Genomic DNA, 26,870 nt, shown 5'->3' on the forward strand with positions numbered 1-26,870 from the left:
TATGAAAACTCGCCTCGCTTTGACTATTGGTGATCCGGCCGGGATTGGCCCAGAGGTACTTTTAAAAGCTCTGGCGGATCCAGAAATTAGAGCGCTTTGTCCGATGACGGTCATTGGCGATCGCCCCTTGCTCGAAAAAACCTATCAGCACCTCAAAACTCGGACGGAATCTGATCTCCTTGATCCCAGTGAGTTAGAGATTGTCGAACCGAGTGGCAATGAATTTCTGAGAAATTTCACCTGGGGGGAAGGTTCGGTAGAAACAGGCGATCGCGCTTTCCAGTACCTCGACACGGCGATTGAAAAAACCCTGGAGGGAGAATTTTCGGGCATTGTCACCGCCCCCATTGCTAAATCCCTCTGGAAAGCAGCGGGCCACGACTACCCCGGCCAAACGGAGGTTCTCGCCCAAAAGAGCCAAACCACCCGCTATGGCATGGCCTTTATTGGCAAATCTCCTTATACGGGCTGGACATTGCGGAGCCTGCTAGCGACGACCCACATTCCTTTAAAAGCAGTGCCAGAAACCCTCAACCCAGGGCTGATGGATTTGAAACTTAGTCTTCTTTTAGAGTCGCTCCAGCAGGATTTTGGGTTAGAAAATCCCCAGGTGGCGATCGCCGGCTTAAATCCCCACAGTGGCGAAAATGGTCAACTAGGTACAGAAGAACTGGACTGGCTTAACGGTTGGCTAGAAGATGCGCGACAAAAATATCCCAATGCAACTCTGTTAGGGCTTTATCCTCCGGATACCATGTGGGTCAATGCGGGCAAAGCTTGGTATGGCAAACCAGAATTCAAACCCGCCGCCGATGCGTATCTGGCTCTCTACCACGACCAAGGGTTAATCCCAGTGAAACTGATGGCCTTTGACTACGCGATCAATACCACCATTGGTTTACCCTTTATTCGGACTTCCCCCGACCACGGCACCGCCTTCGACATTGCGGGGCAAGGCAGCGCCAATCCCACCAGCATGAAAGAAGCGATTAAACTGGCCGTCAGCATTAGTCAAAATCGCGCCGCCACCACTGTCCCCCCACTTCTAACCCCCCCAGATCGCTCGTTGCTTGGATGAGGGGCGTTTTGTCCGGGGCGAATAGTTCGAGGGAAATTTGGCCCCGCAGGGTATCCTGACAACAAAACCGTAGGCCCGTGTGGGTCGGTGCTCGCAGGGGTTGTCCCGGTAGGTCAGTTTCCCCACTGAGATGAATCGTAAAGCCTTGGCGATCGCCTGCGGTCATTTCCCAACTTCCCCAGGGCGAAAACTGCCAAGTAAGATTGCTTGTCCATGGGGCAAATTCATAAAATTTTCCGTGGTGGTGAATGCCAATTAAACCCACTTCCTCTTCCCTCGCTAAAATTTGACGAATGCCACCAGCGGCAGTGAGGGCGAGATCTTTTTCTTCTTTGAAAGCATTGCAATTGAGCCAAAACCAAGCCTTTGGAAAGGATTTGCCCCAATTTTTTTCGCTATAGGCCGGGGCATTTCTGAATTCATAGCGTTTGCCCTGCCATTCGATCCAACCCGTACTCAACCCATGGGCCAGCAACACCTGCCAACCGGGATCGTAAATGGGCAAAAAAGAATACCAATTGGCGGTGGGCTTAGCAGGCCTTCCCCAACCGTAGATCGGCTTTGTTTCATAGTGCCACTGGCAAATTTCCCCGGTGCCTGGGTCGATAATACGGCCTTGGTTGAGGGTTGCCGTTGCCTGGTAGCCTTCGTGAATTTTCTCCTGAAAAACCCTGGGGGCGAGGCGTTGGGGTTTTAAATTGGGGGGGCAATGTCGCCAATGGCCCAGGGCGAGGCGTTGATGATCGGCCCAAAAATTTTTGACGTTCGGTAAGGTGCGCCAGAGATATTCATCCTGGAGGCCCAGAACTTGCACGGCACCACCACTATGGGGGCGATCGCCGAGGGGATCTTCGATGGAATACATGAAGGCAAAATTATCACCCAACTCCGGCAAGGTGACACGAAAGTACCAACCTTCAAAGAAACGGGGGGTGTGGTGATCCCAGTGGTAGCCACTGTGGGGCGGTTCACAAAAATTCATATAAAAAGGCGGTGATGGGCTTAAATCTAAAAACGATCTTAAAAAAAATTGCTTTTCAAGGTTCAGACGGGGGCGATCGCCACGGGTCTTCTTTTTTCTCGATAGGATAGGGACGATGGGGACGGCGTAGCTTTAGGAATTGATATGCAGCAGGAAGAAGATAGATATATGGCGACCGTGAATCAAGTTAAACAATATTTAGCCTACTGGTTTCAGGTGGGCAAACCGGTGATTTGTCCCAAGGGCGATCGCCAAATTTTACCGATGACCGTGCTCGAAGGAAATCAATATTCCCCAGATTTTGAGGCCTGTTGGCAAGACCTCAATGCAAACCGTGACTGTTATCTCCAGGGTACAACCCAAACCATCGCGGATTTGCTCTCAGAGCGGTGGGATATTGCCGATTGTCCCCGCTGTGCGATGCCGATGCCCTTCGATGCGGTGGGTTTGAAAAATGGCTGCCCCTGTGCGGATCTCGCAGATTGGCCGAATGTTAATATTCCCGTGCCCCACTGTCCTCACTATGCCCGCGACCAACTGTCTGCGATCCATAAACGTCTCCGGTCACGCCAGCACCATTCTGATCTGTAGATGCAATTGCGGGGAAATTTCCCGCTAGGGAACCACGTCCACCAGCATCAAATTCCATTGCCCCCGTTCGTTACTCTGGAAGGCGACCCGACGTCCATCGCCGCTAATGGTGGGATTTTGTACCGACCCCCGTAAGTTTACTGTCAACAACTGCGATCGCCCCTGGTTGCGATCATAGACAAACACATCCTGGCGGCCCCGTTCGGTGGAAACATAGGCGATAAAACGGCCATCTTCACTGAGATCCGGTTGGTCTTGGCTAGAGTCGCGGCGGTTGAGATTAGGCAGGTTAACTAATTGATTAGTCTGGAGATCGTAGAGAAAAATATTGCGGCGGCCATCCCGTTCTGAGGCAAAGGCGAGATAACGGCCATCACCGCTGTAGCTCGGAAATTCTTCGGCAAAATTACTATTAATTCCCCCCGTGGCAATCTGGGGCTGATAGAACAAGGCCCGACCACAGCCCCCCAAGATCACTCCCATCGCGGCGATCGCCAACGGCCAAAATTTTCCTATCAGCTTAGTGATCATCCGCCAAGATTGTGACTTGGGCATTGGGTTGATCCATGAATGTACTGGCCTTTTGTTCAACACGTTGGAGTTGCCTCAGGGCCAGGGAACAGGGGCTACCATAGCGCTGTTCGACCCGCTTACTGGCAAGGGTGAGGGCCGTTTGGGAGCGATGCACAAAATCCGCCAGGGCGTAGCCTTGTCCCACCTGAAAGTAGTCATGGACGACGGTGGAGGGGGAATAAAATTGATCCTGGGAGCCGTCGGGCCAAACAATGTCAAAAGTAACGGCTGGCATAGAATTTAGGAGCCTCCGGTAAAGCCAGTGAGCGGAACATGGTCGAGGTGCCAAAAGTCGAGGCTAGTTTCCCCCAGTTTAAGGGTTAAGGTGTGGCCTGGGGTAATGGTGGCGATCGCCTGAGCGACCAACCCCTGATCTTTGCACAACATCTGTACTTCAGAGACCTGCTCTGGCGGCACAGTCAGCAAAAACCCGTAGCTTGGAAAACTGAGGAGCCATTGTTGCAAATCGAGCTGTGGTGGACAGGGAACTGCGCCGATATCCAAGATCGCACCGCAATTAGACGTTTCCAAAAGCATCAAAGTTGTGCCGATAATTCCCCCCATACTGACATCTTTGCCAGCGCTACATAAACCCCGTTCAGCCAAGAGCGGTAATAAATCCCATTGGGCCTGGAGTTGCGCTGGATCGGCTTGGGTGGCGGCATCCCAACAGTAGGGCAGTTGGGGCCGGGGTTGCCCCTGAAAATTAGCGACTAACACGAGGCGATCGCCCACCTGGGCATCAAAACTGGTAATCAGTCGTTTTGCCCGACCGAGAATCGCGACCCCCAAGGCATCATATTCACTGTGGGTATTGGTATGACCCCCGACAATCGGTACCTGAAACTTTTCTGCCGCTGCCTGCATCCCGGCCCAAATCTGCCGCGCCTGCTGATCTCCACAGGCCCACAGAGCATCCACAACGGCCAGTGGTCGTCCTCCCATGGCATAAATATCACTGACATTCACGAGCACCCCACACCAGCCCGCAAACCACGGATCTTGCTGCACCAATGCGGGGCTCATGCCCTCTGCGGCGAGAAGGAGAAAACCAGCTTGGTCTGGAATGGCTGCACAATCATCCCCAAGGCGAATGGCTTGCCCCTGGGCTGTAAATTGCCGTTGAAATTGCCGGGAAGCGAGTTGAATATCTCGTTTGTGTAAAAGGCCCAGATTGTGGCGTAGGGTCTCTGCCAACTGGGGTAAAGTGATGTTCACGCCAAGTATTTCGATTATTTTTTCCTTTAGGAAACGAGCCAAGTCCCCAGGTCAAGTTGGGGTCGGGGATTCACTGCCGGTGGGTAAAAGTTTAAATCTGCCTCCATGAGATGGTGGGGGCGATCGCAAATGTCCATTTCCGCCAGGGAATGCCAATGTTGCCGCTGGAAAAAACGTACATTCTGTAGCTGTACCGTCGCCAGAAACTTAGTACAGCCCCAACCATGGGCCGTTGTGACCGCTTTGTAGATTAACCCCTTACCAATGCGTCCTACGCGCCGAAACTCTGGCTGGACTCCCAGGCGGCCACCATACCAAACCTGGGGCTCACTTTCGTAGATGCGCACAACCCCAACCACCTTACTCTGAGGGGATGAGCTCTTGTCCAAGGCAACAATCGGATAGGCAATGGGATCGAGGTCATCAAAATCATTGCCGCTAAAAATCCCCTGTTCTTCACAAAAAATATCCCGTCTTAAAGCAAAATAAGCGCGGATTTCCACCGCAGACTGGGCGAGTTCAAACTGAAATCGTTGACGACTCATTTCCCGTAACCTCCCTAATTTTCAAAGGTAGATAATGCTGAACAGGCACCACATTTCGCACAACCAGCTTTAATTGCCTGGGAAGACATTCCCGCTTCCTTGAGAATCTGACCCACCTTTTGGTAGAGAGCGAACATAAACTCTGGATCAGGGGCTGGATGGGTTGCTAAGGGCGTGCCAGAAATGGGGACAAAAGGTACCACAAAAGGATAAACGCCAAGACTGACTAATTTTTCTGCTGCTGTCACAAGCGTCGCAAAACTATCACCTAAACCCGCTAAAAGGTAGGTGCTAACTTGGCCCCAACCGAATACTTGCACTGCCGCTGCATAGGCTTGGTAGTAGTAGGAAACAGGGACTTCCGCTTTGCCCGGCATGATTTTGGCACGGACTGCGGGATCAACGGCCTCTAGGTGCATTCCTAAACTATCGACACCAGCGGCTTTTAAGCGCTCAAACCAAACAAAATCGGCAGGGGGTTCACATTGGGATTGGATGGGAATATCGACTTTGGCTTTGATGGCAGCGGCACATTTGGTCAGGTAAGCCGCACCGCGATCGCCTGTGTTGGGGGTCCCTGTGGTCATGATCACCTGCTCAATGCCATCGAGCCGCACCGCCGCTTCCACAACCTCTGCTAACTGTTCTGGGAGTTTACGGGCAATGGTTTGTTCTGCTTCTAGGGATTTCTCGATCGCACAAAATTGACAGGCCGTGCTTTCGTCCCGATAGCGCATACAGGTTTGTTGCACCGTTGTGGCGAGCACATTGTTGCTATGGAGAAGGGCAATTTTCCAGTAGGGAATCCCTTCCGCTGTCTCTAGATCGTAGAATTTGGGACGTCCTTGCAGGGTAATGGGGGCAATTTCTTGGTGATGTTTCTGGAGCTTGGCTTCACTCCGTTGGGAATCTAGGGTGGCATGGTAAGGCGATCGCCCAGCGGTATTCGTATAAATAGGAACCATCACGGTGATCCCGCCAATGGTCACTGCCCGGTGATCCGAAGGCCCTGCCCCCCCTTGGCGTCCCGTCATTGTGGTCTCTGTGAGGCGGAGGCCGTGGGACTGGAGTTCTGTAATCAGACGTTGTCTATCCATGGGCATAGTCATAGGGATGGGTGAGGGCGCGCTAGATTAGGGACAGGAAGCAGGAATATCTGGGGCCGGGGTATTCGGCAGTGGTGTTACTTCTGAGGGTAAGGGCAAGGAACTCGTGTTGAGGGTGGCCCAAGGTGCGTCATTGAGTTGTACCTGGAATAGATCAGGGCGGGAGTAATGTCCCACCGAATCCATCATTCGCTTGCGTTTGGTAATCAGGGAGAAATCTAAATCGGCGATCGCCAAACCTTCCCCTTCATAAATCGGAGCCGTTAAATGCTTACCTTCAGGACTAATGATGGCCGTATAACAACCACCACTAAGGGCTTTGTGCATCTTTTCATTGCTGGTTAATTGGGTCTTCTGTTCTGCCGAGAGCCATCCCGTTGCATTGATCACAAAACAGCCGGATTCAAGAGCATGGTGACGCATGGTCACTTCCATCTGCTCCGTAAAAATTTGCCCCACCATAGATCCCGGAAATTGACCACAGTGAATCTGCTCATGTTGGGCCATCAGACTATAGCGAGCAAGGGGATTATAGTGCTCCCAACAAGCTAAAGCACCCACACGGCCCACCGCCGTATCGACCGTCGTTAAACCAGCCCCATCTCCCTGGCCCCAAACCATTCGCTCATGGTAGGTGGGAGTGATTTTGCGGCGCTTAAGGCGCAATGTCCCATCGTGATCAAAAATCAATTGGGTATTGTAAAGGGAACCCTCCTCCCGTTCATTCACCCCTAAAACCACCACCATGTCATGGGCTTGGGCCGCTTCAGCCACCGCTTCCGTAACTGGGCCAGGGACTGTGACTGCTTGCTCATAGAGCTGGAGATGGCTTTTGCCCATCAGCACTGGGGGCTCGATAAAAGAAAAGTAAGGGTAGTAAGGAACAAAGGTCTCTGGAAAAACAATGAGTTGCACTCCCTCCTTGGCCGCTTGGGTAATTGTCTCTAGAATTTTTTCTGTTGTATCTGAACAACTAAACAAAACCGGACTGATTTGTGCTGCTGCTGCCCGAATCGTTTTTGAATAATCAAACATAGTCGCTACCAGGGAAACAACAAACTCACGGAAAACGGATTTGGTAACCGAAAATATTCCAACAAAACTTTTTTAAAGACTCGGAAGTTTTCAAAGAGTGCAAAAAAAATCTAAAAATTGTTCTTGTGAACTCTTTGGAAATTTTCAGAAGTAAAACCTTTGTTTTTACATCGTCCAGGTATCAAGGATAAATGCCCCTTCTTTGCGGTGCATTAAAATCAAATCCATCACATCTAAGGGATTAATCGGGCGAATACCAGGAATCAAAGAAGGTTCTCCGTGGCCATAAAGAGCTTGTAGTGCAAAACGACAGGCATAGACCTTTCCGCCAGATTCCATAATCTTGACCAGACGATCATTCATGGCTAAGTGCCCCGGAAAACCTTCATCGCCGAGTTTTGGAAAGCCCCGCTGTACTCCCAAAGTCACCCCAGGGCCATAAAGTAGCACAGACGTTTCAAACCCTTTTTTGATGAGGCGACTAGCTTGTAATAAATTGACTAAACCAATAGATCCTTCAAAGGCTACTGTATGAAAGGTAATCAATGCTTTTTCGCCGGGCTCTGCTTGGACATCAGGAAAAACCTTTTCTTCGTAATCCACAAGAAAGTCACCGGTCTGATGGGCAGGGATTGTTACTTCAGGCATGAGAAATTTTCCTTTAGTTTTTAGGTTTTAATGGGTTGAGTTGTGCATTACTGTAAGGGGAGAACTCAAGGCAACCTGTATCATTGCTGACAAAAGAAGACCTTCTATATAAAGCAATAGTTTTTAAATAAAAAAGGTGATGTAAAGATTGGCTTTCTGACTAAGCTTAAGCTTGTTTAACGGTGAATATCTGGTAGTTCTGTCCCGATTAAGTTGTTGTGATTGTGTTCTAAAAAGAACTATTGATTTCGCTAGGTCAGACCACCAAAATAGCAACTATTTGGCAGTAATTTGGCGATCGCCTATGGGTAATCACAAACCGCTGGGATCGGTAACAACCCTTACAAGAAAAAGAATTGAGCGGGTTTACAGTTAAATCCAATCCACTTAAGAGCAACGGCAATGCAGACCCATTACCCGGTAATAATTGTTGGGGGTGGCCAGGCAGGACTTGCCCTCAGCTATCTCCTCAAGCAAAACAACATTGACCACCTAATCTTTGAGAAACACAAAATTGGTCATGCGTGGCGTAATGAACGCTGGAATTCTTTTTGTTTGGTGACCCCTAATTGGCAATGTCGGCTCCCTGGTTTTTCCTATGCGGGGCCTGATCCTAATGGCTTTATGGCCAAGGAAGAGATTGTTGCTTATTTAGAAGCCTATGCCCGCTCTTTTAATCCGCCAATTCGAGAGAGAGTAACCGTCTTAAAAGTAAGTTCGTCTGGAACCCAGTTTGCAGTAAAAACATCTATCGGTAACTACACGGCTGATCAAGTGGCGATCGCCACGGGGGGATACCATATTCCAAAAATTCCGCCCATCGCCGCCCAACTGCTCCGTGAGTTGCAGCAAATCCATTCCGTACAGTACAAAAATCCCCAGGATCTTCCCGATGAAGTGTTGATTGTGGGCACTGGCCAGTCGGGTTGTCAAATTGCTGAGGATCTTCATTTAGCAGGGAAAACAGTTCACCTTGTTACCGGTAGTGCGCCCCGAGCGCCGCGCCGCTATCGGGGTAAGGATGTGGTGGAGTGGCTCGAACGCATGGGTTATTACGACCTACCCATCGACCAGCATCCCCAAAAAGAAACGGTGCGTCATAAAACCAATCACTATGTCACAGGCCGGGATGGGGGTCGTGATATTGATCTGCGCCGCTTTGCCCAACAGGGAATGCACCTCTATGGTCGCTTGCAAAGTATTACCGGGCAGACTCTCCACTTTGGGAAAGATTTAAAACAAAATTTAGATCGGGCTGATGCCACCGTGGTGCGCATCCAACGGAATATTGACAAATTTATCGCTGATAACAACATCACCGCTCCCCCAGAGGCCCATTATCAACCCGTCTGGGAGCCAGAATTAGAACCATCATCCCTCAACCTCAAGGCAACCAACATTGGTGCAGTTATTTGGGCGACGGGCTTTCGCTCGAATTTTGGTTGGATTGATCTACCGGTTTTTAATGAATTGGGAGAACCGCTACATGACCGGGGTGTGACTGCTGTAGATGGATTATATTTTCTCGGTTTGCCCTGGCTCTATACCTGGGGTTCTGGTCGCTTTTCTGGTGTCGCTCGCGATGCAGAATATTTGGCGACACAAATTACAGTAAGGCTTTTGGTTCCGGCTTCTGCTTAACAACCGAACGAAGGATTATTAATCCGGTTTCAGTTGAAAGACGTTCATTAGGAATTCTAAACTTCCTCAATCAAATAAAAACCGAGTTCCTGACTTAGTACCGAGTTCCTGACTTAGTGACGAGCAGTTTATTAAGTTATGATGATCATAGTTTTTCGATTTAAACATTATGGCTGCTTCTGCTTTTCCTGTGCTGCAACGTTTGTCGAATTCCATACCGCTTGATGGTGCTGTTCGACTTGATTTGGTGGAAGGGGTTCTGATTTTTCGAGCTTCAGTACAGGTACAGGCGCGGGTTGAAGTTTTGTTGGAGAAGCAGCAGTCTGAAGGATTGACCGAGGCTGAGGAGGAAGAATTGGACTGTTATGAAGAAATTGATGATTATTTGAGTTTTGTGAATCGGACAGTTCGTAATGCTGTTGCTGGGAGCATGGTGGCATAGGAAATGGGTAGGTCACCACTTCCAGAAAAAATTCAAAATAAAGTCAGAGCAAGGGCTAAGGGTCTATGTGAGTATTGCCATGGGGTGGAGTTATGGCAGTATGTTCGCTTCACGATTGATCATGTCATTCCACAGGCTCGGGGCGGTTCGGATGATGTGGAAAATTTGGCGTTGGCTTGTTTTCATTGCAATCGTAAAAAGTCAAGTTTTGTGACAGGAGTTGATCTGCTGTCAGGGGCGGAAGTTCGCTTGTTTAACCCGCGTTGTGATCGATGGGCTGATCATTTTGTTTGGGCAGAAGATGGAGTTATTTTGGTAGGCTTAACGGAAATTGGGCGGGCAACGATCGCCAGATTAGATATGAATCGGGAACGCGTTCTGTTGATTCGGCAAGCGGATCGAGATGTTGGGCGACATCCTCCGAAATTGGATCGGCTGTTGGGGGATAGTGGAACTAGCGATCGCGTTTAAATCAGACCTTGTTTTGTGGCTTGGTAAATGGCTTGATAGCGGTTTTTAGCTTGTAGTTTACTCAAGGTGCGGTTTAGGTGGAATTTTACGGTACTTTCACTGATGTGGAGCTGCTGGGCAATGTCGCGATCACGCAACCCTTTGGTGAGGAGCGCTAAAACCTGACGTTCCCGTTGGGATAGTGATTCTTTTGATTTGTAGACTTGGGTGGTCGCTCCATAGGGCAAAGTAAGGCGAATTTGGTGAACTGCTTCCTGGGTGTTGATCCCGACATCGCAGTTCCCCCCAAGGGTTTGTACGAAAAATTCAATGTCGGCAAAAGGCGATCGCCCTTTGTTTTTCGTCGGGGTAGGGGCAGCGATAATCCCTTCGAGACAAATTTCCGTATCACCGTAAATGAGTCGGCAATAGTGACAGTTGAATTGATTGAGAATTTCTACGGTTTTGATCAAGAGATAGGTCGAACTTGGTGTCAGAGGTCGTTCCGTACCAATCAAACTAAGCTGGCTGGTACTTAAAAGGCTGCCCAGGTGATCCGAGAGGGGGTGAGATTCTCTTGTCTGGCTTTTGCTAGGATCTTGGGGGCTTTTTTGGGCGGCATCTAAGGCGATCGCCCCAGCCATACATAGCACCTGCAAAACCTCTAAAAATTCTGGTAAAAAAGTTTCATGGCTAAAGGCCGCTAACACACCAATAATTCGCTGTTGACTGGCAAGGGGATAACCCGCAAAACCTTGAATTCCGTTGGCGATCGCCCAGTCACGGTCTTTTACCCAAGCTTCTTCCGCCAGTTGATTACTCAAGAAAGGAATTCCATTTTTGGCAATTTTTCCGACCTTATAGGCGCCCATGGGAACCCGTGCAAAACTGCCATTAATGTTTTCAGACAGACCCGATGAGGCCACTAACCGGAGCGATCGTTGATCTGGCTCAGTTAACCAAATTCGCGCAAAGGCGCAATTAAAGTCTCCAATCAATGCTTCGGTTAAACGTTTGGCGATCAGCGTTGGTTCCAGACAACCAGAAATGCCCTGGGTAATGCGCTGAACCTTTTGCAAATCAACAATCAAGCAAGCAGAATCAAGCACGGCATCGGTAAATTAAGCACAAATTCTCTTTCTAGTTAACGCGAGCCAGCTCACCTACGTCAGTCAGTAGTGAACATTAGTACAGAAACCCGCAATTATCTGGAACTTTGGAGGGGATTAATCCAGAAAAGTTTCAGCGACTCGCTCTCCCAAAAGAGCGGCTTTCAGTAATTTGGCGTATTTGCGAATGCTGGCTGTTTTTCTTTTGACACCCTATAGATGGCTGAAATCACACTATAAACGCCTTAGGAAAAACCAAAGCCAATGCTGCTGATTTCGGGTTAATTTTTCTGCCCATTGATTGAAACGATACTTTTCCCGTTGAGACCAGCCTTGGGTTAATTTCTGGCTATGCCAAACCAAAACAGCACAGGTATAGGCGACACAGATCGTCAAGGCAACGCTGGCCCAGTAATGATAACCGAGGCTCAAACGCACCACGGCCCAGGTGAGATGGTCGCGCCAGAGGGCAAATTCTCCCCGCAACGCCCAAATGCCGTAGCTTCCCAAGATCAGCCACAGCAAGGCGACCAATAGCCAACGCCAGAGGAAGGTGAACCGCACCAGCTTGCGGGCCAAGGGACTAAAATGATGGTCTGTTGGTGCTTCCTGAAGTTGGCGATCGCCCATATTTTTTCACCCTAAACATCTTTACCGAGTGGGTCAGGCCAAATCCTGGGATTGCCGCCGTTACCGGGAAGTTCCCCTGCAATGGCTAGGACAATTCTGTAACATTCACCGCTTCTTTGGTGACCGTGGGGGGTTGGCCATTACGATTACGCCACCAGGCCAAGAGGGTACTGGCGACAAAAATACTAGAGTAAGAACCGCAAATAAACCCAATAATCAAGGCGAGGGCAAAAAACTTGAGGGTCGAACCGCCGAACAAAAAGATCGCCACCAGCGGCAATAGGGTGGTGAGGGTGGTATTGATCGAACGGCCCAGGGTTTGCTGGACGGAATGATCAACAACTTGATCGATGTTGTCTCCCTCGTCGGCCTTGAGATTCTCACGAACGCGGTCATAAATGACCACCGTATCATTCACAGAAAAACCAATAATCGTCAGTAGGGCCACGAGGAAAAGGCTATCTACTTCAACGCCCAACACCAGACCGAGTAGCGCAAAGACACCAGCCGTGACCAGCACATCATGGAATAATGCGGCGATCGCAAACAGCGCATAATCGAACTGAAAGCGGATACTCAAGTAGACAATAATCCCGAAAAAAGAAACCAGGAGGGCGAGCATCCCTTGGATAAACAATTCCCGACCAATGGTTGGCCCCACCGAGTCAATTTGGATCGTGCCAGGATCTAGGGCGCCCACTTCGGATTCTAGGGCGTCGAGCAAACGGCTGCGTTGATCCACATCAAGCTGCGGCGTCCGCACCGAAAACGTTGTCCGCTCTTGGCCCAAAATTTGCACCGTACTGCTGCCGACCCCCTGGTTATTCACCACGGTTTGAATTGTCGCTGTTTCTAAAGGATCAGTACAGTTGCCAGCCACCGTACAGTCGAGGGCCACTTGGATTTTTGTGCCCCCAACAAAGTCGAGACTGGGTCGGAGGGGCGCTTGAAGTTGGTTGAAAGAAATGCCCATAAACAACACACTCGCAAGGATGGCGATCGCCGAGATGGACCACCAAAGGAGACGCTGTTTAATGACGCTAAATTTAAAAGTCATCGGGTTAACAACAGACTAGAGGGCAAAGGAAATTAGTTGGGGACTTTAGGCGCAAACAACTTAGGATTTTGGCGCACCGCCGGTAAGCCCAATACCGTTAACAGCAGTAAAGTGCGGCTGCAAGTCACTGCCGTAAACATACTCACCCCCACCCCGATCGCCAAGGTCAACGCAAAACCTTTTACCAAACCCGAACCCAAGAAAAAGAGGGCCGCACAGGCGATCAAAGTGGTGACATTACTGTCGAGAATACTGGAGAAAGCGTTAAAAAATCCCGATTCCACGGCCCGGTACAAGGTATTTCCCTTATAGATTTCCTCCCGGGTGCGCTCAAAGATCAGCACATTTGCATCCACGGCCATACCGATACTGAGAATAAAACCAGCAATCCCCGGTAACGTCAGCGTAACCCCCACAAGGGAATAGCAGGCCAAAGTGAGTAGGGTATAAACCACTAACGCCACATCTGCGATCAGCCCCGGCAAACGGTAATAGACTGCCACAAAGATCAACACCAGAATTAGGCCCGCAATCCCTGCATAGATACTTTGGCGAATGGAATCTTGGCCTAGGGTTGCCCCTACGGTACGGTTCTCGACCACGGCCACCGGGAAGGGTAACGACCCACCCCGAATCTGAATGGCGAGATCACTGGCGGTATCAATATCAAAGTTGCCGGTAATGGTCACGTTCCCCCCGGCGATCCCTTGGGCAGTATATTCTGGGCCAACGGTGGGGGCGCTGAGAAGAGCATCATCTAAGAAAATGCCGACACTCCGGCCTGTACCAGCTAGACCTTTTGTGATTTCTGCAAAAAGTTCGGCCCCTTCACTATTGAAATTGAGAAAAACTTGCCAACTGTTGCCCGTTTGGGTGGGGGCAGGTTGGGCATTGGTGACGTATTCGCCGACTAGACCAACGGGTTCAAACAGAGCGAGAATCTCTTGATCGAGACTGTCAATATTGGTTTCTAATTCTTCGATTTCGGCATCGCTAGCGGCAGGGCTTGCACTGCCACGGAGACTGGTTAACTGGGCGTCGAGTTGGCGACGGAGGGCGTACTTTTCTTGGAATTCGGCTTCGGTGCCAGGGTTTTGGGGCCGAAACTCTAGCTGAGCGGTGCCACCGAGAACCCGTTCAGCCTGCTCAGGATCTGTCACTCCAGGCAATTGCACGAGGATCCGGTCGTTCCCCACAAGTTGGGTGATGGGTTCGGCCACTCCTAGACCATTGATGCGATTTTCGATGACTCGCTTCACGGCAGCCGTATCATCGGCCTCAACGACGACTCCTTCGGCATTGGGTTGCACCTGAATCGTCAGTTGGGCACCACCTTTGAGATCCAGACCGAGCTGGAGGGGTAAGGTTGTCAAAATTGTGATGGCGATCGCCACCAAAAAAAGAATTGCAACTATGATTAACCGTTGTTTTTGCATGATGGATCTAGGAGGATGAACCGCAGTTGGTCGCTGGTGTTTAGACGTTCAGGGCCAACATATTTTGCACTGCTTCGACGATGTTGTCCGGTTGGACGATGGTGAGTCGCTCCAGGGTACCGTTGTAGGGGGTGGGAATATCCTGGGACGAGAGACGCATTACGGGGGCATCTAATTCGTCAAACAGTTGCTCGTTGATCAAGGACATCACTTCCGCCGCAATCCCCGCCGTTTTCATACATTCTTCGACGATGATCACCCGGTGGGTTTTCTTCACGGATTTGGCGATCGCCTCCATGTCGATGGGCTTCAGGGAGATGAGATCAATTAATTCTGGATCGATGCCTTGTTTTTCGAGGGTTTTAATCGCTTGGGTGCAATGGTGACGCATCCGCGAATAGGTCAGAATCGTCACATCTTTCCCTTCCCGTACCAATTCCGCCTTATCGAGGGGCAGCACATATTCCCCATCGGGCAAATTCTCTTTGAGGTTGTAGAGCAGCACGTGTTCAAAGAAAAGCACGGGGTTTTCGTCACGAATCGCCGCTTTTAATAAACCTTTGGCATTGTAAGGGGTGGAACAGGCGACGATCTTCAAACCAGGGACGGCTTGGAAATAGGCTTCTAGACGCTGGGAGTGTTCTGCCCCCAACTGCCGACCGACCCCCCCAGGCCCACGGATCACCATCGGAATTGTGAAATTACCGCCGGATGTGTAGCGCAACATCCCAGCGTTATTGGAAATTTGGTTAAAGGCCAACAGCAAAAAGCCCATATTCATCCCTTCGATGATCGGCCGCAGTCCAGTCATGGCAGCGCCAACAGCCATCCCGGTGAAGCTGTTTTCTGCGATGGGTGTATCCAGAACGCGCAGGTCGCCATATTTTTTCGCAAGATCCTTCGTTACCTTGTAGGAACCGCCGTAATGACCCACATCTTCGCCCATAACGAAGACAGTTTCGTCACGTGCCATCTCTTCATCGATAGCTTGACGCAGCGCATTAAAAAGTAAAGTTTCCGCCATATGAAATCGTTCTAAAACCTATCGCAGCAAGTGACATCGTATCATTCCTGAGCCTTTCTTGCGCCATCAATCTAGGTGGGATTGAAGCCGACATTTTTAGGGCTCTAGGGCCGGATTGAGAAACCCCATCGGCAGGGAGGCTCTGTCCGGTGGCGATCGCCTTTTGCGGGGGGAATGGCCAACCTGCCCCAATGGTGATCGAAAAACCCTTAAATTTTTCCTAAAAAAATGTAATTTGTAATCCCAAGAAAAAGTAGCAATTCTGCGGTAATTCCACCAAAAAAATACGGTTTGTGTCATCTACAAACCCCTTGAAGATAGTAGAAAATAAAAATGTAGCAAGAAGCTGATTCTCTTAGGAGGTCATATATGTCTTTAGTACATTTTTCGCCGTTTTCTGAACTAGAAACAGTTCAGACCCAAATGAATCGCATTCTCGATGAACTTGCCGGCTGGCAAGGGGAAGGTCGCTCCCCCTGGCGTCCCTCTGTCGAGCTACTCAATGGGGACGCAGAATTAACCTTAAAAGCCGCCCTTCCTGGCATTGCCGCTGACGATATCGATATTCAGTTGACCCGTGAATCAGTCCGCCTCTCCGGGGAATATAAATACGAAGAAGAAAAAGAAGATGAAGGCTGCTATCATTCTGAATTCCGCTATGGAAAATTTGACCGCACCATTGCGCTTCCGGTCGCCGTCGACCACGAAAATGCCACAGCAGAATTTAAAGATGGCATTCTTACCCTGAAGCTGCCCAAAGTTGTTCCCGCAGCGAAAAAAGTTGTCAAACTACAACTGGGTAAAAGCCCCGAAACTCAAAAAGTTCTCGAAGAACCGACTGAATAGTTCACGGACTGTCATTTTCCATGACGCCGTCAAATCATAAACACTGTGCTGGCCTTCCCGAAAATTGGGGGAGGCCATTGTTTTTTTGAGTAACTGACAGGGCCTGCGCCAATGTGAATTTACAATAAAGTTTGGCTATATATCTAAAGAAGCAATGAAGTATAAAGCTTTTCTTTGAATTGTCCAAGAAAGCAATGCTCAACAGACCTGGAACTTTATCATGGAGGTAGTCAAGAAAACTGAGGATTGCCGGGGGGAGAAACATCATGAAGCAACTGTTGCCACTGAACCACCTACGGCCGATCACGTCGAAATCGGTTCGCCGCAGCCCAAAGACTGACCCATCAGGGCGAGCCAATGTATCATCGGAAGAGACAGTACTGCAATCAACAGAGATGATGCCGGACATGACTCCAGGCCGTGATTTTGAAACCTCCTTAGCTCCCGTAGAATCATCGTTGCCGAAGCCAGAAATCCCCCCGGAACAGGTTGTTTTTGATTTCTTTGCCCAAACGCTACAAACTGCTTCCCTTGATGAGTTCTTGGGGTTATTTCAAGGGTTTTTCGTTGGTTATGACGCGGCCCAATGTCCAGAACCCCTACAACAAGCAAGTTATCAGCTGATTATTGGCAATCGGCGCACGGGATTTATTGCGGTTCTTAAACGGTGTTGTTATCTATTTATCGAAACTTGCCTCAATCAAGAAAGTATCCAGCACATTACTCAACTGGCCCATTTGCTGTTGACGCCAACATCGCAGACGGGTGATGCGTCGTTGACCACAGAGCGATTTCAGGATTGGCTAAGGGGATTTATTCAGAGCGAGGAATGTCGGGTCTTGCGGGTTTTAGCACCTCCTAGTGAGACAAATCAACGGACTTGGGGCGATCGCTATGTTGGTTTTATGTTATTTGCCCAAGCGACGGATCCACAATCTTCCCCAGAACAACAACGGGCCTCTAAGCTGCTTTACCAACTATTTAATAACCGCTATCGCTACCGCTTGGTGATGTACCTGTCAACGAAGGGAAAAATGACAGCGACAGGAGAGGCCATTAAAAATCCTACCCTCATTGAAGATGTAACCCTGAATCTGATTCACCGTTTAGTGGTTAAAAAGCAGCCCAGTTACCCTGATATTGCCACGCAATTTTTAGCCCAGACAGACGAGCATACCTTTGTCACTTGGCAGCCCTATTTTGTTGACTATTTGTTCTGTGCTATGACTTCACCACGCCGTTTGAAGTGGCTGCCCGATAAGATTTTGCAACATCTGAAACAGTGTTATCCCGCAGGAGACAGTATCACCCTAGACCGGGCGCTGATTACTGATGTTTGCCGCAATTTGATCCATTACCTACTCAATCCTGAACATTTGCAAGATTTATCCCATCCTCTGCCCGTTTTAATGATTCAGCGGGAATATTTAACCCACAGTATTTTGTTGTTGAAATTGGTATTGGTCGCGCCAGAAACCTATGGTGAACTGATGCAAGCCCTCAATCTTCTGCTCGGACAATATCAAGACCAGCCCAAGGCAGAGTGCCAGTGGCTCATGGGCTTTTTTGAGACGGTTCAGGTTATTTTGGCGTTGGTGCTGACGGCTCCCCAGTATTGCCCGGTTGTGCCTGAGTAGTCGTGGTTAACTTTAGGCAGTCCCTATCCAAAAGCTCGAAAAAAAAGGACAATAGAAAGGTTATTTTGATGTAAATCTTGATTTCTATTTGTTATGAGCGACAATCGACGTAGCCGGGTAGTCACCGAAGGTCATCAGCGGAGCCCAAACCGCGCCATGCTCCGGGCTGTGGGCTTTGGGGATGATGATTTTAGTAAACCAATTGTGGGCTTGGCGAATGGGTACAGTACGATTACGCCATGCAATATGGGAATCAATGACCTCGCCCAGCGAGCGGATAAGGCGATCCGGGAAGCGGGAGCGATGCCGCAGATGTTTGGGACGATCACCATTAGTGATGGGATCTCTATGGGTACGGAGGGGATGAAGTATTCTTTGGTTTCTCGTGATGTGATCGCTGATTCTATTGAGACGGCTTGTAATGGCCAGAGCATGGATGCGGTGCTGGCGATCGGTGGCTGTGATAAGAATATGCCGGGGGCAGTGTTGGCGATCGCCCGGATGAATATTCCCGCAATTTTTGTCTATGGTGGCACGATCAAACCCGGCCATTTAGACGGTGAAGACCTCACAGTGGTCAGTGCGTTCGAGGCTGTCGGTGAATTTAGCGCCGGAAAAATCGACGAAGAAAGATTATTAGCCGTTGAGAAAAATGCTTGTCCGGGGGCTGGCTCCTGTGGCGGGATGTACACGGCCAATACGATGTCCTCGGCTTTTGAGGCGATGGGGATCAGTTTGCCCTACTCCTCGACGATGGCCGCTGAAGATGAAGAAAAAGCTGTCAGTGCGGAAGAGTCGGCACGCGTTTTGGTCAATGCGATCAAGAAGCAGATTTTGCCGAAGGACATCCTCACGCGCAAGGCATTTGAAAACGCGATTTCCGTAATTATGGCCGTGGGCGGCTCGACAAATTCCGTTTTACATTTGTTGGCGATCGCCAATACTATCGGTGTGGATCTGACCATCGATGACTTTGAAACCATCCGCCAGCGCGTCCCCGTCATCTGTGATCTCAAGCCCTCTGGTCGCTACGTGGCTACCGATCTCCACAAGGCGGGCGGCATTCCCCAGGTGATGAAAATGCTCTTGGATCACGGTCTTCTCCATGGCGACTGTCTAACAGTTACTGGCAAAACCGTCGCTGAAACCCTCGCCGATATTCCCAGCGAACCCTCTCTCGATCAGGATGTGATTCGTCCTTGGGATAAGCCGATGTACGAAAAAGGACACCTGGCGATCCTCAAGGGCAACTTGGCCGAAGAAGGTTCCGTCGCGAAAATTAGCGGCGTAAAAAATCCCCGGATCACTGGCCCTGCCCGTGTTTTTGAGTCCGAAGAAGAATGTCTCGATGCAATCCTGGCTGGCAAGATTGTTGCTGGTGATGTGGTGATTGTTCGTTATGAAGGGCCGAAGGGGGGCCCCGGGATGCGAGAAATGTTAGCGCCCACTTCCGCGATTATTGGCGCTGGTCTGGGCGATTCTGTCGGTCTGATCACCGATGGTCGTTTCTCTGGCGGAACCTATGGTCTTGTGGTTGGTCACGTTGCCCCGGAAGCGTTTGTGGGTGGCAATATTGCCCTCGTGGAAGAAGGGGACAGCATCACCATCGATGCCCACGAAAAACTGTTGCAAATCAATGTTTCTGATGAGGAACTGGCAAAACGTCGTGCCGCTTGGAAACCCCGTGAACCTCGTTATAAGCGTGGTGTCCTTGGGAAGTATGCCAAGATTGTTTCCACCAGCAGTAAAGGTGCAGTAACAGATATCGACTTATTCTAATATTTGATTGCAGTTAGACTAGCGAATTAGCTTCACTACAAGATAGTTTATGATATGGAGAAGAAAGTGATTTCTTCTCCATTTTATTAATATGACTCAACAATCAAGTCAGCTTAGAACTTTACAGAGAATTTTCAAGGAAGCTATTAAATCAGGAAAGATAGATAGTGCAGCAAAGGATGTAATTTTGCCATTAATGAAATTGCCAGTAAACGCAGATAGCGTTATTACGTTTTATGGAGTTTTATTTAATGCAGCCAATGAAGTAAACAGCTTCAGATCATCTCCTACAATGGAAAAGGACATATTGCAAGAATCTTTGCAGTCAATCACAAAACTTAATCGATTTTTTGTTGAGAATAATATCTGGAATACACCCTGGCAAAAATTCAGTACTTTTTTAAAAAACGCTAATTATATTTTATTGCTTGATAACTTATCCAACTATTATTACTCAGCATATAAATTAAAGACTGTTGATGAGGAAGACCTTAAAAAAATCGCTCAAAAAATCAATCAACTTCTAGATGATGTTGATAAATCAGGACTACCTTCTAATGTCAAAAATGTACTCATAAGTCACCTAAATGAAATTTTAAGAGTGATTAGTCGATATCAAATTGACGGTACTGAGGGGTTACAAAAAGTTGCGAAATCTATGATGACTGATCTTCTTCTTGCTGAAAAATCTATAGATTTAGAAGATCAACCGAAAACAACATTTAATAAAGTAAAAGGATTGGCTTTGGGCTTTTTGTTTTGGGCTTGCCCTTCACCTTCGGATATGATTAGCATCGTTCCAGCAATTGAACAATATTGGGTGCCTAACTATGAGCAATTTATTCACAAAATAGAAGAATCTCAAAGATTAGTTGAAAATTCATCAAGTTTATATGAGGCTTATTTGAATATGTCTCAAGATTCTTCTTCCATTTCAATGAATGCATCTTTAGCTCCAAAGTGTCTACCTCAACCAAAACAAGATGAAGAAGAATAAAATTAAAAGGACACTCGCCTACTCACCATAAAAATCCTGTAAAATACTTAAAAGTTCTTTCGCCGAAATATTTGCTTGCTCTGACTTACTGTAAATAGTTAAGAGGATAATCTTTGTTTCCTTTTTCAATAAATAAAGCACTCGATAGCCAGCACTTTTGCCTTTCTTAATATCAGAATTTTTGACGCGAACTTTGTAGATAGCATTATTGTCAACACCAGACAGGCGATCACCTAAAGTCTCCCCATTTTGTAGCTGCTGAATAATCGGTGTGAGATCTTGTTTGATACTACGATATTTTTTGAAAAGCTTGCGGACCCTTTTTTGAAATTCATCAGCAAACTCTATAGAAATTTGCTTTTTTTTAGTCATCAATTCCTGTCCAAAGCTCTGAAATCGGTCTTGTTTTCCCTGCTTTTACATCTTGTAAAGCCTGTTTCAAACTAGCCTGAATTACTTCAGAAGTATCTGCTTCAAGCTCCTCGCCAACAGCCGAAACAATAATTTCTATTTCTTGATTTTTGAAAATAAGTTTTAAGCCTTCAAGGAAATCTGTATTAAGTTCATCGGCTTTGAGACGGTAAATACTTCGCATAGATTCGCGCTTTCTTATTTTCTACATTATACAAAGCTTTTTCTACAACTCTAGTCATCAGGTTAGCGACCGCTCCTGTGTCAATGGCAGAAATCAGAAGATGTCAATGTTAGACTATGGATATTCTTGAGATAGAGCGAAATTATGACCGCTTTAACTTCACTACAGATATCATTACAAGATTTTTTAGCGCGTCCTGAAACAAAACCTGCAAGCGAATATATCAATGGTGCCATCTACCAAAAGCCAATGCCAAAGGGTAAACATAGCCGTCTTCAGTTAAAACTCAGCAATCATATCAATGCTGTTACTGAAACAACTCAACTTGCCTATGCCTTTCCAGAATTGCGCTGTAGTTTTGGCGATCGCTCTATTGTTCCCGATATTGCGGTGTTTCAATGGTCACGTATCCCGTTGGAAGCAGATGGTGAAGTCCCAGATAATTTTCTGCTGTGTCCAGATTGGACAATTGAAATTCTTTCCCCTGAACAAAGCCCTAACCGAGTCACTGGCAATATTTTGTACTGCTTAGAGCATGGCTGTCAGTTGGGGTGGCTTATTGATCCAGGCGATCGATCAATTCTAATTTTTCAGCCTAATCAACAACCACAACTGCTCACGCAAGAAGATGCACTCAAGATTCTACCGAATATTCCCTTAACCTTGACCGCCGCTGAGGTGTTTAGTTGGCTAAAAATGGGGTCATGATTATTCTCTGATGTTTGATTTGAAGATAAAATAGTCTTCCATGAAAATTTTCAATCTTCATCAAAAGTGAGTGCTAAGTTGTTAAAGCCTGGTCTTAAATTACTGAGATCTTAATCATAACTTGATCGCCAAAAATAAATAATTACTCAGCACTAAATGGCCAATATCAAACAACTCCCTAATGATGTCATCCAGTTAATTGCAGCCGGTGAAGTGATTGATTCCCTGGCGGCGGTGGTGCGGGAGTTGGCAGAAAATGCCGTTGATGCTGGGGCGACACGCATTAACATCGATATTCAGCCCCAACGTTGGCAAATTCGCGTTGTAGATAATGGTCAGGGAATGGATCTGGAGGATTTGCAACAGTGCGCCCTCCCTCACCGGACAAGTAAGATTGGCGATCGCCAAGATTTAGCCCACATCAAAAGCCTCGGATTTCGAGGGGAAGCCCTCCACAGCATTGCCCAGGTGGCAAAGCTAACCATCGCCAGTTGCCAACCAAACCAGCAAGGTTATCAACTTACAGTTCATCAAGATAAGGTTTCCGAGCCGATGCTTCAGCCGATGGCTGTGGGAACGATGGTGACGGTGACAGATATTTTTCAGAATTTTCCGGTGCGACGCCATGCCCTACCAGCGATCGCCCAGCAATTAAAAACCGCCCAGCAAATTATTTATCATTTGGCCTTGTGTCAGCCACAAATTACTTGGCAAGTGACCCAAAATAATCAACCTTGGTTTGCCATTAGTGCTGGAAAAAATGCCCAGGATATTCTGCCACAACTGCTGAAATCAATTAATATTCAAGACTTAATTTATCGGTGCTATCAAGCCGCAGATGTTCTGATAGAAAATCTGCCTAGTTTTTCTCAAAGCCGTTTGGAATTAGTCCTTGGTTTACCAGACCGTTGTCACCGCCACCAAGCTGACTGGTTAAAGCTCGGTATTAATGGGCGAATCGTGAGATTTTCGGCCTTAGAGCAGGCGATGATGAAAGCTTTTTCTCGCACACTGCCGCGCGATCGCCATCCCGTTTGTTTTGTCCATCTCCACGTGCCGCCAGAACAAATCGACTGGAATCGTCACCCTGCAAAAAGTGAAATTTATCTGCAAAATCAAGCCCTCTGGCAAGAGATTATCCCTCAGGCGATCGCCAAAAGTTTAAGTTTTAGTGAAGTGAGTTTGCCGCGTGTCGAAAATCAACGGGTTTTAAATCTCATTCAAGCCGCAGAAAAATCAGAAAGTTATTCACTTAAATCATTAAAAAAACAAGCCGATATTACCTCAGAAAATCCATTAAAAAAATCCTTAAAAGTGATTGGTCAAGCTCGCAACACCTATATTTTAGTAGAGCATACCGAAGGGATTTGGCTTGTAGAACAGCACATTGCCGATGAGCGGGCAATCTATGAAGATTTACACAAAAATTGGCAGTTAGTTTCTCTCTCCCAACCGATACTTTTAAACCATTTATCTCCTAAGCAAATCGAGCAATTAACAGAGAATATTGGCCTTGAACTGGAAGTTTTTGGGGAAAATATTTGGCGAGTGAATACCATTCCGAGTGCTTTGCAAGATAATCTTGACTTAGAAGCAGCTTTACTAGAACTCAGTCTAGGGGGAGATCTCGATGCCGCCCAGGTGGCGATCGCCTGCCGGACTGCTGTCCGTAATGGCACACCGCTAGATTTCCCGACCATGCAAACAATTATTGATCGTTGGCAACGGTGTCAAAACCCAAGTACCTGTCCCCACGGTCGACCCATTTACCTAGCCCTAGAAGAAACATCCCTTTATCGTTTTTTCCGTCGCCATTGGGTTTTGGGCAAAAGCCACGGCATTACCGAAAAATGAGTATTTTAAAAGTTAATTGACCTTTTACCGTTATCTAGAGAAAAATGCTTGAGCTTGACCAGATTTTTGTCACTGCTGTCCAAATGCAGCACCTTGAAACAGCAATTTTTAACCAAGGAATGCCGATACCAGCCCTTATGGAAAAGGCGGCGGGGTTAATTGCCCAATATATTCAAAATCATTATCCTTTAAAAAATTATCGGAAAATTAGTGTTTTAGTAGGGCCTGGTCACAATGGCGGCGATGCCTTAGTTGTTGCGCGGGAGTTATCTTTTGCAGGTTATAAAATATGCTCATTTCGTCCCCTAGAAAAGCTAAAATCCCTGACCCAAAGCCACTGGGATTATGCACAATTTTTAGGAATTTCCCACACAAAAGATCTTGATATTTTTCTGGAAAGTCATTTAATTATTGATGGTTTATTTGGCTTTGGTTTAACGCGACCAATTACGGGAGATTTAGGTTTATTAATCGATGAACTGAATGAATCAGGACGGCCCATTGTCAGTATTGATTTGCCTTCGGGGCTCCATACCGATACCGGGGCAGTGTTGGGTACAGCGATTCAAGCAACGGAAAGTCTTTGTTTAGGGCTTTGGAAGCGGGCCTACGGCCAGGATGCCGCCACGCCTTATCTAGGTAAAGTTAACCGCCTTGATTTTGGTATTCCCTCCCATTTAATTGCAGAAACTTTATCTGCCAAAAATACGATTCAAGGCATTCCCCAAAGCTTGTTACAACGTTTGTTACCCCTGGGGCGATCGCCGTTAACCCACAAATACAAACAGGGCCATTTATTGCTCATTGGTGGCTCCCAAACTTACCTGGGCAGTGTGTTGCTGGCGGCTTTGGGGGCGCGGGCGACGGGGATTGGTATGCTCACCATTGCGGTGCCAGAATCTCTGAAATTATTGGTGGTGGCCCAACTGCCGGAAGCCTTGGTGCTTGGTTGCCCGGAGGATGAAACGGGGGCGATCGCCCAACTACCAAGCCTAGACTTTTCCCGATACCAAGCGGTGGCCTGTGGCTGTGGTCTAACCCTTGCGGGGGCGATTAATTTAATGCCTGACCTCATGCCGCGGGAAGTGCCTCTAGTGTTAGACGCCGATGCCCTCAATTGGCTGGCCGAGGAAGATCTAGAAGTGCTTCAAAACCGTCATTTCCCCACAATTTTGACGCCCCATCTCGGCGAATTTAAGCGTCTATTTGCTGACCAAATCCCCATCACTGCCGACCGATTCCAGATGACCCAAAAGGCGGCCCAACTGACCGGGGCGATCGCCCTTTTGAAGGGGGCAAAAACTGTCATTGCCCGTCCCGATGGCGTGACCCATTGCGTTACAGAAAGTACTCCAGCTTTAGCTAGAGGCGGTAGTGGCGATGTCCTCCTTGGTTTAATCGGTGGCCTTTTGGCCCAACATCCAGAGGCCCCCTTAGAGGTCGCTACAGCAGCCGCTTGGTGGCACGCCCAGGCCGGAATTCGCGCCGCCCAGGCCAGAACTGTTGCCGGGGTTGATGGGGTCACGTTGGCGGAATTTCTCGTTGAAGTTTTACAGCAATGGCCAACAAAATCCGCCGGAGCCTAAAAGAAATGAGCTAGGAAGACGGTTGAAAAACTTGCAGCAAAATCTTTAGGGGCGGTTTTTGCCAGTAATCAATGTGGGAGACGATCAAGTTATCGGCATTGACCGCCAACAGGCTATGGCCAGAAATGCGTAATCGGGGTTGCCAGGGCAGAGGACAGGTCATGGATAAAGTCCACTCGCTGCGGATGGTCTGTTGAGTTTGCTGGATGTCATGGAGTTCCAAGTGAATATCCCGAAACCAGCGTCCTAAAAAACCAATCATTTTTTGATAGCGATCGCGCCCCTGGAACCGATTGAGGGGGTCTTGGAAAAAAACATCGTCACTGTAAATGGCAAAGGTTTGATCTTGGGGAAAGTTTTGGTAATCCTGGCGCAAGATATCGAGGAGATCCATCGGCAAAACCGGTAACTACTGGGTACTAATTTCAAGGCGGGCTTGGCTGCTGGTTTCTGTTGTGGCTTCTGGGGGATCAGCGGCGGCTTGTTCACCATAGCCCACCACGAGCCAGCGATAATCACCGGGGAGAGCCTCGGCCAGGTAAGTTTGGACGGCCTGGGCCTGCTGTTGGGCAAGGCTTGTCGCTTTAGTGGCATCGTCCCCAACTTGATAACTGCGAATGGTGATCGTTTGCCGCTCCTGTTGTTGAAGATCGATGGCGATCGCCCCTAGAATTTCGGCGGCATCGGCGGCGAGTTGCCCATCGGCACTAAATAGGGCATTGCTGGGCAGGGTGATTTTTAACGGTTCTGGATTTTGCGAAGTCGTTGCGGGGGTCGCCTGGGGGTCAAAGGTGCTGGGGTCAGCGGCGAGGAGTGCGGTCAAATTGGTGAGGCGATCGCCGAGATCCGCCTGTTGTTGACCCAGATCGAGTTCTGCCTCTAGTTGTTGGGTGCGCGCTTCGAGGACATCCAGTTGGGCCTGAATACCGGCAATTTCTTGTTCGATGGCGGCCCGGTCTTCCGCCGATAATTCAGCAATGGTTTCGTTGAGGGTCGGCTTGGCGATTCCAGCAGAATTTGTCGCCCATAACCGTAAAAATAATGGCGGTTTTGGCTCGGCCCGTGGCATAAAATGACCCACCAGGATCCCCAAAGCGATCGCCCCGAAACCAGAACCCAGCAAAAGTGCTGTGCGGCCCAAGGTTGCGATGATCCATTTTGTTACAGAAAAGCGGGATTTCGTTGACGGTATTGGGGGGTGGGGTGAAGATGAACTCACAGTTGTCGTCGCCATCGGCACAATAATTTATCGCTATTCTAATGCCCTAGAGACCCCACCGCTCAGGTTTATGTAAACCATTTC

At 48.4% G+C, this 26,870-nt stretch carries 30 protein-coding genes and 1 pseudogene; 14 read left to right on the forward strand and 17 right to left on the reverse strand.

All coding sequences use genetic code 11. From position 1 onward, the window contains the following. Nucleotide 1 precedes the first annotated feature (1 nt). Nucleotides 2-1,078 (forward strand): 4-hydroxythreonine-4-phosphate dehydrogenase PdxA, encoded by a 1,077-nt coding sequence (pdxA, locus tag AACT35_RS13995; RefSeq protein WP_099237910.1) that lies wholly within the window; start codon nucleotides 2-4, stop codon nucleotides 1,076-1,078. Here pdxA and AACT35_RS14000 read toward each other — a convergent pair. After that, nucleotides 1,008-2,060, reverse strand: a complete 1,053-nt coding sequence (locus AACT35_RS14000) for a tocopherol cyclase family protein (RefSeq protein WP_099237912.1) — start codon at nucleotides 2,058-2,060, stop codon at nucleotides 1,008-1,010. The genes pdxA and AACT35_RS14000 overlap by 71 nt on opposite strands. 168 nt (nucleotides 2,061-2,228) lie before the next feature. Between AACT35_RS14000 and AACT35_RS14005 the strand changes: the two genes are divergently transcribed. After that, on the forward strand, nucleotides 2,229-2,651 hold the full coding sequence (locus tag AACT35_RS14005) for a hypothetical protein (RefSeq protein WP_012306298.1): 423 nt from the start codon (nucleotides 2,229-2,231) through the stop codon (nucleotides 2,649-2,651). A gap of 24 nt (nucleotides 2,652-2,675) precedes the next feature. Here AACT35_RS14005 and AACT35_RS14010 read toward each other — a convergent pair whose 3' ends face one another. From AACT35_RS14010 to AACT35_RS14040, 7 genes are all read right to left on the reverse strand, one after another. Beyond that, nucleotides 2,676-3,206 carry a TolB family protein gene (locus AACT35_RS14010; protein ID WP_216820509.1) on the reverse strand — a complete coding sequence of 177 codons (531 nt, stop codon included), beginning with the start codon at nucleotides 3,204-3,206 and terminating at the stop codon, nucleotides 2,676-2,678. Continuing rightward, the gene (locus AACT35_RS14015) at nucleotides 3,172-3,459 is read right to left on the reverse strand and encodes an MSMEG_0570 family nitrogen starvation response protein (RefSeq protein ID WP_099237916.1); all 288 of its coding nucleotides are present in this window, start codon (nucleotides 3,457-3,459) and stop codon (nucleotides 3,172-3,174) included. The genes AACT35_RS14010 and AACT35_RS14015 overlap by 35 nt, the downstream gene beginning before the upstream one ends. Before the next feature lie 5 nt (nucleotides 3,460-3,464). After that, nucleotides 3,465-4,436, reverse strand: coding sequence for a sll0787 family AIR synthase-like protein (locus AACT35_RS14020; RefSeq protein WP_339374624.1), 972 nt, complete (start codon nucleotides 4,434-4,436; stop codon nucleotides 3,465-3,467). 32 nt (nucleotides 4,437-4,468) lie between these two features. Continuing rightward, nucleotides 4,469-4,987 carry an MSMEG_0567/Sll0786 family nitrogen starvation N-acetyltransferase gene (locus AACT35_RS14025; RefSeq protein ID WP_099237920.1) on the reverse strand — a complete coding sequence of 173 codons (519 nt, stop codon included), beginning with the start codon at nucleotides 4,985-4,987 and terminating at the stop codon, nucleotides 4,469-4,471. A gap of 14 nt (nucleotides 4,988-5,001) precedes the next feature. Beyond that, on the reverse strand, nucleotides 5,002-6,084 hold the full coding sequence (locus AACT35_RS14030; protein ID WP_099237922.1) for an MSMEG_0568 family radical SAM protein: 1,083 nt from the start codon (nucleotides 6,082-6,084) through the stop codon (nucleotides 5,002-5,004). Nucleotides 6,085-6,120: 36 nt separating this feature from the next. Next, nucleotides 6,121-7,128 (reverse strand): Nit6803 family nitrilase, encoded by a 1,008-nt coding sequence (locus tag AACT35_RS14035; RefSeq protein WP_099237924.1) that lies wholly within the window; start codon nucleotides 7,126-7,128, stop codon nucleotides 6,121-6,123. Nucleotides 7,129-7,293: 165 nt separating this feature from the next. Further along, a complete protein-coding gene (locus AACT35_RS14040; protein ID WP_012306292.1) occupies nucleotides 7,294-7,776 on the reverse strand; it encodes an MSMEG_0572/Sll0783 family nitrogen starvation response protein in 483 nt (160 codons plus the stop codon). 402 nt (nucleotides 7,777-8,178) lie between these two features. Here AACT35_RS14040 and AACT35_RS14045 point away from each other — a divergent pair, with 402 nt between their 5' ends. The 4 genes and pseudogenes from AACT35_RS14045 (at nucleotide 8,179) to AACT35_RS14060 (ending at nucleotide 10,330) form a co-directional block, all read left to right on the forward strand. Then, nucleotides 8,179-9,417 (forward strand): MSMEG_0569 family flavin-dependent oxidoreductase, encoded by a 1,239-nt coding sequence (locus AACT35_RS14045; RefSeq protein WP_099237926.1) that lies wholly within the window; start codon nucleotides 8,179-8,181, stop codon nucleotides 9,415-9,417. A 169-nt stretch (nucleotides 9,418-9,586) separates the two neighbouring features. Further along, complete coding sequence (locus AACT35_RS14050) at nucleotides 9,587-9,859, forward strand: hypothetical protein (protein ID WP_099237928.1); 273 nt, start codon at nucleotides 9,587-9,589, stop codon at nucleotides 9,857-9,859. A gap of 3 nt (nucleotides 9,860-9,862) precedes the next feature. Continuing rightward, nucleotides 9,863-10,060: pseudogene (locus AACT35_RS14055) on the forward strand (HNH endonuclease); the annotation flags it as partial. A gap of 9 nt (nucleotides 10,061-10,069) precedes the next feature. Then, nucleotides 10,070-10,330, forward strand: coding sequence for a hypothetical protein (locus AACT35_RS14060; protein WP_254047949.1), 261 nt, complete (start codon nucleotides 10,070-10,072; stop codon nucleotides 10,328-10,330). Here the strand turns inward: AACT35_RS14060 and AACT35_RS14065 are convergent. The 5 genes from AACT35_RS14065 to AACT35_RS14085 all read right to left on the reverse strand — a co-directional run bounded on the left by AACT35_RS14065 (nucleotide 10,327) and on the right by AACT35_RS14085 (nucleotide 15,565). Beyond that, entirely contained in the window at nucleotides 10,327-11,418 is a 1,092-nt protein-coding gene (locus AACT35_RS14065) for a LuxR C-terminal-related transcriptional regulator (protein ID WP_099237932.1), read from the reverse strand. The two genes, AACT35_RS14060 and AACT35_RS14065, sit on opposite strands and share 4 nt — an antisense overlap. Before the next feature lie 234 nt (nucleotides 11,419-11,652). Further along, a complete protein-coding gene (locus tag AACT35_RS14070) occupies nucleotides 11,653-12,048 on the reverse strand; it encodes a hypothetical protein (RefSeq protein WP_099237934.1) in 396 nt (131 codons plus the stop codon). An 85-nt stretch (nucleotides 12,049-12,133) separates the two neighbouring features. Further along, nucleotides 12,134-13,105, reverse strand: coding sequence for a protein translocase subunit SecF (secF, locus tag AACT35_RS14075; RefSeq protein WP_099237936.1), 972 nt, complete (start codon nucleotides 13,103-13,105; stop codon nucleotides 12,134-12,136). A 32-nt stretch (nucleotides 13,106-13,137) separates the two neighbouring features. Further along, complete coding sequence (secD, locus tag AACT35_RS14080) at nucleotides 13,138-14,541, reverse strand: protein translocase subunit SecD (protein ID WP_012306285.1); 1,404 nt, start codon at nucleotides 14,539-14,541, stop codon at nucleotides 13,138-13,140. A gap of 40 nt (nucleotides 14,542-14,581) precedes the next feature. Continuing rightward, a complete protein-coding gene (locus tag AACT35_RS14085; protein ID WP_012306284.1) occupies nucleotides 14,582-15,565 on the reverse strand; it encodes an alpha-ketoacid dehydrogenase subunit beta in 984 nt (327 codons plus the stop codon). Between the two features lie 369 nt (nucleotides 15,566-15,934). Between AACT35_RS14085 and AACT35_RS14090 the strand changes: the two genes are divergently transcribed. The 4 genes from AACT35_RS14090 (at nucleotide 15,935) to AACT35_RS14105 (ending at nucleotide 20,824) form a co-directional block, all read left to right on the forward strand. Next, entirely contained in the window at nucleotides 15,935-16,411 is a 477-nt protein-coding gene (locus AACT35_RS14090; RefSeq protein ID WP_030005901.1) for an Hsp20/alpha crystallin family protein, read from the forward strand. A 266-nt stretch (nucleotides 16,412-16,677) separates the two neighbouring features. Further along, nucleotides 16,678-18,048 (forward strand): hypothetical protein, encoded by a 1,371-nt coding sequence (locus AACT35_RS14095; protein ID WP_143596755.1) that lies wholly within the window; start codon nucleotides 16,678-16,680, stop codon nucleotides 18,046-18,048. 93 nt (nucleotides 18,049-18,141) lie between these two features. Further along, nucleotides 18,142-19,827, forward strand: coding sequence for a dihydroxy-acid dehydratase (ilvD, locus tag AACT35_RS14100; protein WP_099237942.1), 1,686 nt, complete (start codon nucleotides 18,142-18,144; stop codon nucleotides 19,825-19,827). 91 nt (nucleotides 19,828-19,918) lie between these two features. Beyond that, nucleotides 19,919-20,824 (forward strand): hypothetical protein, encoded by a 906-nt coding sequence (locus tag AACT35_RS14105; RefSeq protein ID WP_099237944.1) that lies wholly within the window; start codon nucleotides 19,919-19,921, stop codon nucleotides 20,822-20,824. A gap of 18 nt (nucleotides 20,825-20,842) precedes the next feature. Here the strand turns inward: AACT35_RS14105 and AACT35_RS14110 are convergent, their stop codons facing one another. Next, nucleotides 20,843-21,196, reverse strand: coding sequence for a type II toxin-antitoxin system RelE/ParE family toxin (locus tag AACT35_RS14110; protein WP_099237946.1), 354 nt, complete (start codon nucleotides 21,194-21,196; stop codon nucleotides 20,843-20,845). Next, nucleotides 21,189-21,419, reverse strand: a complete 231-nt coding sequence (locus AACT35_RS14115) for a hypothetical protein (protein ID WP_099237948.1) — start codon at nucleotides 21,417-21,419, stop codon at nucleotides 21,189-21,191. Before AACT35_RS14115 ends, AACT35_RS14110 begins: the two co-directional genes overlap by 8 nt. Nucleotides 21,420-21,563: 144 nt before the next feature. Here AACT35_RS14115 and AACT35_RS14120 point away from each other — a divergent pair, with 144 nt between their 5' ends. From AACT35_RS14120 to AACT35_RS14130, 3 genes are all read left to right on the forward strand, one after another. Further along, nucleotides 21,564-22,127 carry a Uma2 family endonuclease gene (locus tag AACT35_RS14120; protein WP_099237950.1) on the forward strand — a complete coding sequence of 188 codons (564 nt, stop codon included), beginning with the start codon at nucleotides 21,564-21,566 and terminating at the stop codon, nucleotides 22,125-22,127. 156 nt (nucleotides 22,128-22,283) lie between these two features. Beyond that, complete coding sequence (gene mutL / locus AACT35_RS14125; RefSeq protein ID WP_099237952.1) at nucleotides 22,284-23,981, forward strand: DNA mismatch repair endonuclease MutL; 1,698 nt, start codon at nucleotides 22,284-22,286, stop codon at nucleotides 23,979-23,981. Nucleotides 23,982-24,025: 44 nt separating this feature from the next. Then, on the forward strand, nucleotides 24,026-25,567 hold the full coding sequence (locus AACT35_RS14130) for an NAD(P)H-hydrate dehydratase (RefSeq protein WP_099237954.1): 1,542 nt from the start codon (nucleotides 24,026-24,028) through the stop codon (nucleotides 25,565-25,567). Between the two features lie 10 nt (nucleotides 25,568-25,577). On the opposite strand, the gene AACT35_RS14135 is transcribed toward AACT35_RS14130, so the two are convergent. Together AACT35_RS14135 and AACT35_RS14140 are read right to left on the reverse strand one after the other, a co-directional pair. Beyond that, nucleotides 25,578-25,961, reverse strand: coding sequence for a DUF2358 domain-containing protein (locus AACT35_RS14135; protein WP_099237956.1), 384 nt, complete (start codon nucleotides 25,959-25,961; stop codon nucleotides 25,578-25,580). Nucleotides 25,962-25,976: 15 nt separating this feature from the next. After that, a complete protein-coding gene (locus AACT35_RS14140; protein WP_143596756.1) occupies nucleotides 25,977-26,708 on the reverse strand; it encodes an OmpA family protein in 732 nt (243 codons plus the stop codon). Nucleotides 26,709-26,715: 7 nt separating this feature from the next. Here AACT35_RS14140 and AACT35_RS14145 point away from each other — a divergent pair, with 7 nt between their 5' ends. Then, nucleotides 26,716-26,862, forward strand: a complete 147-nt coding sequence (locus AACT35_RS14145) for a hypothetical protein (RefSeq protein WP_156785464.1) — start codon at nucleotides 26,716-26,718, stop codon at nucleotides 26,860-26,862. Nucleotides 26,863-26,870 lie beyond the last annotated feature (8 nt).

The sequence above is a fragment of the Synechococcus sp. BDU 130192 genome (assembly GCF_963876085.1).
Taxonomy (GTDB): domain Bacteria; phylum Cyanobacteriota; class Cyanobacteriia; order Cyanobacteriales; family MRBY01; genus MRBY01.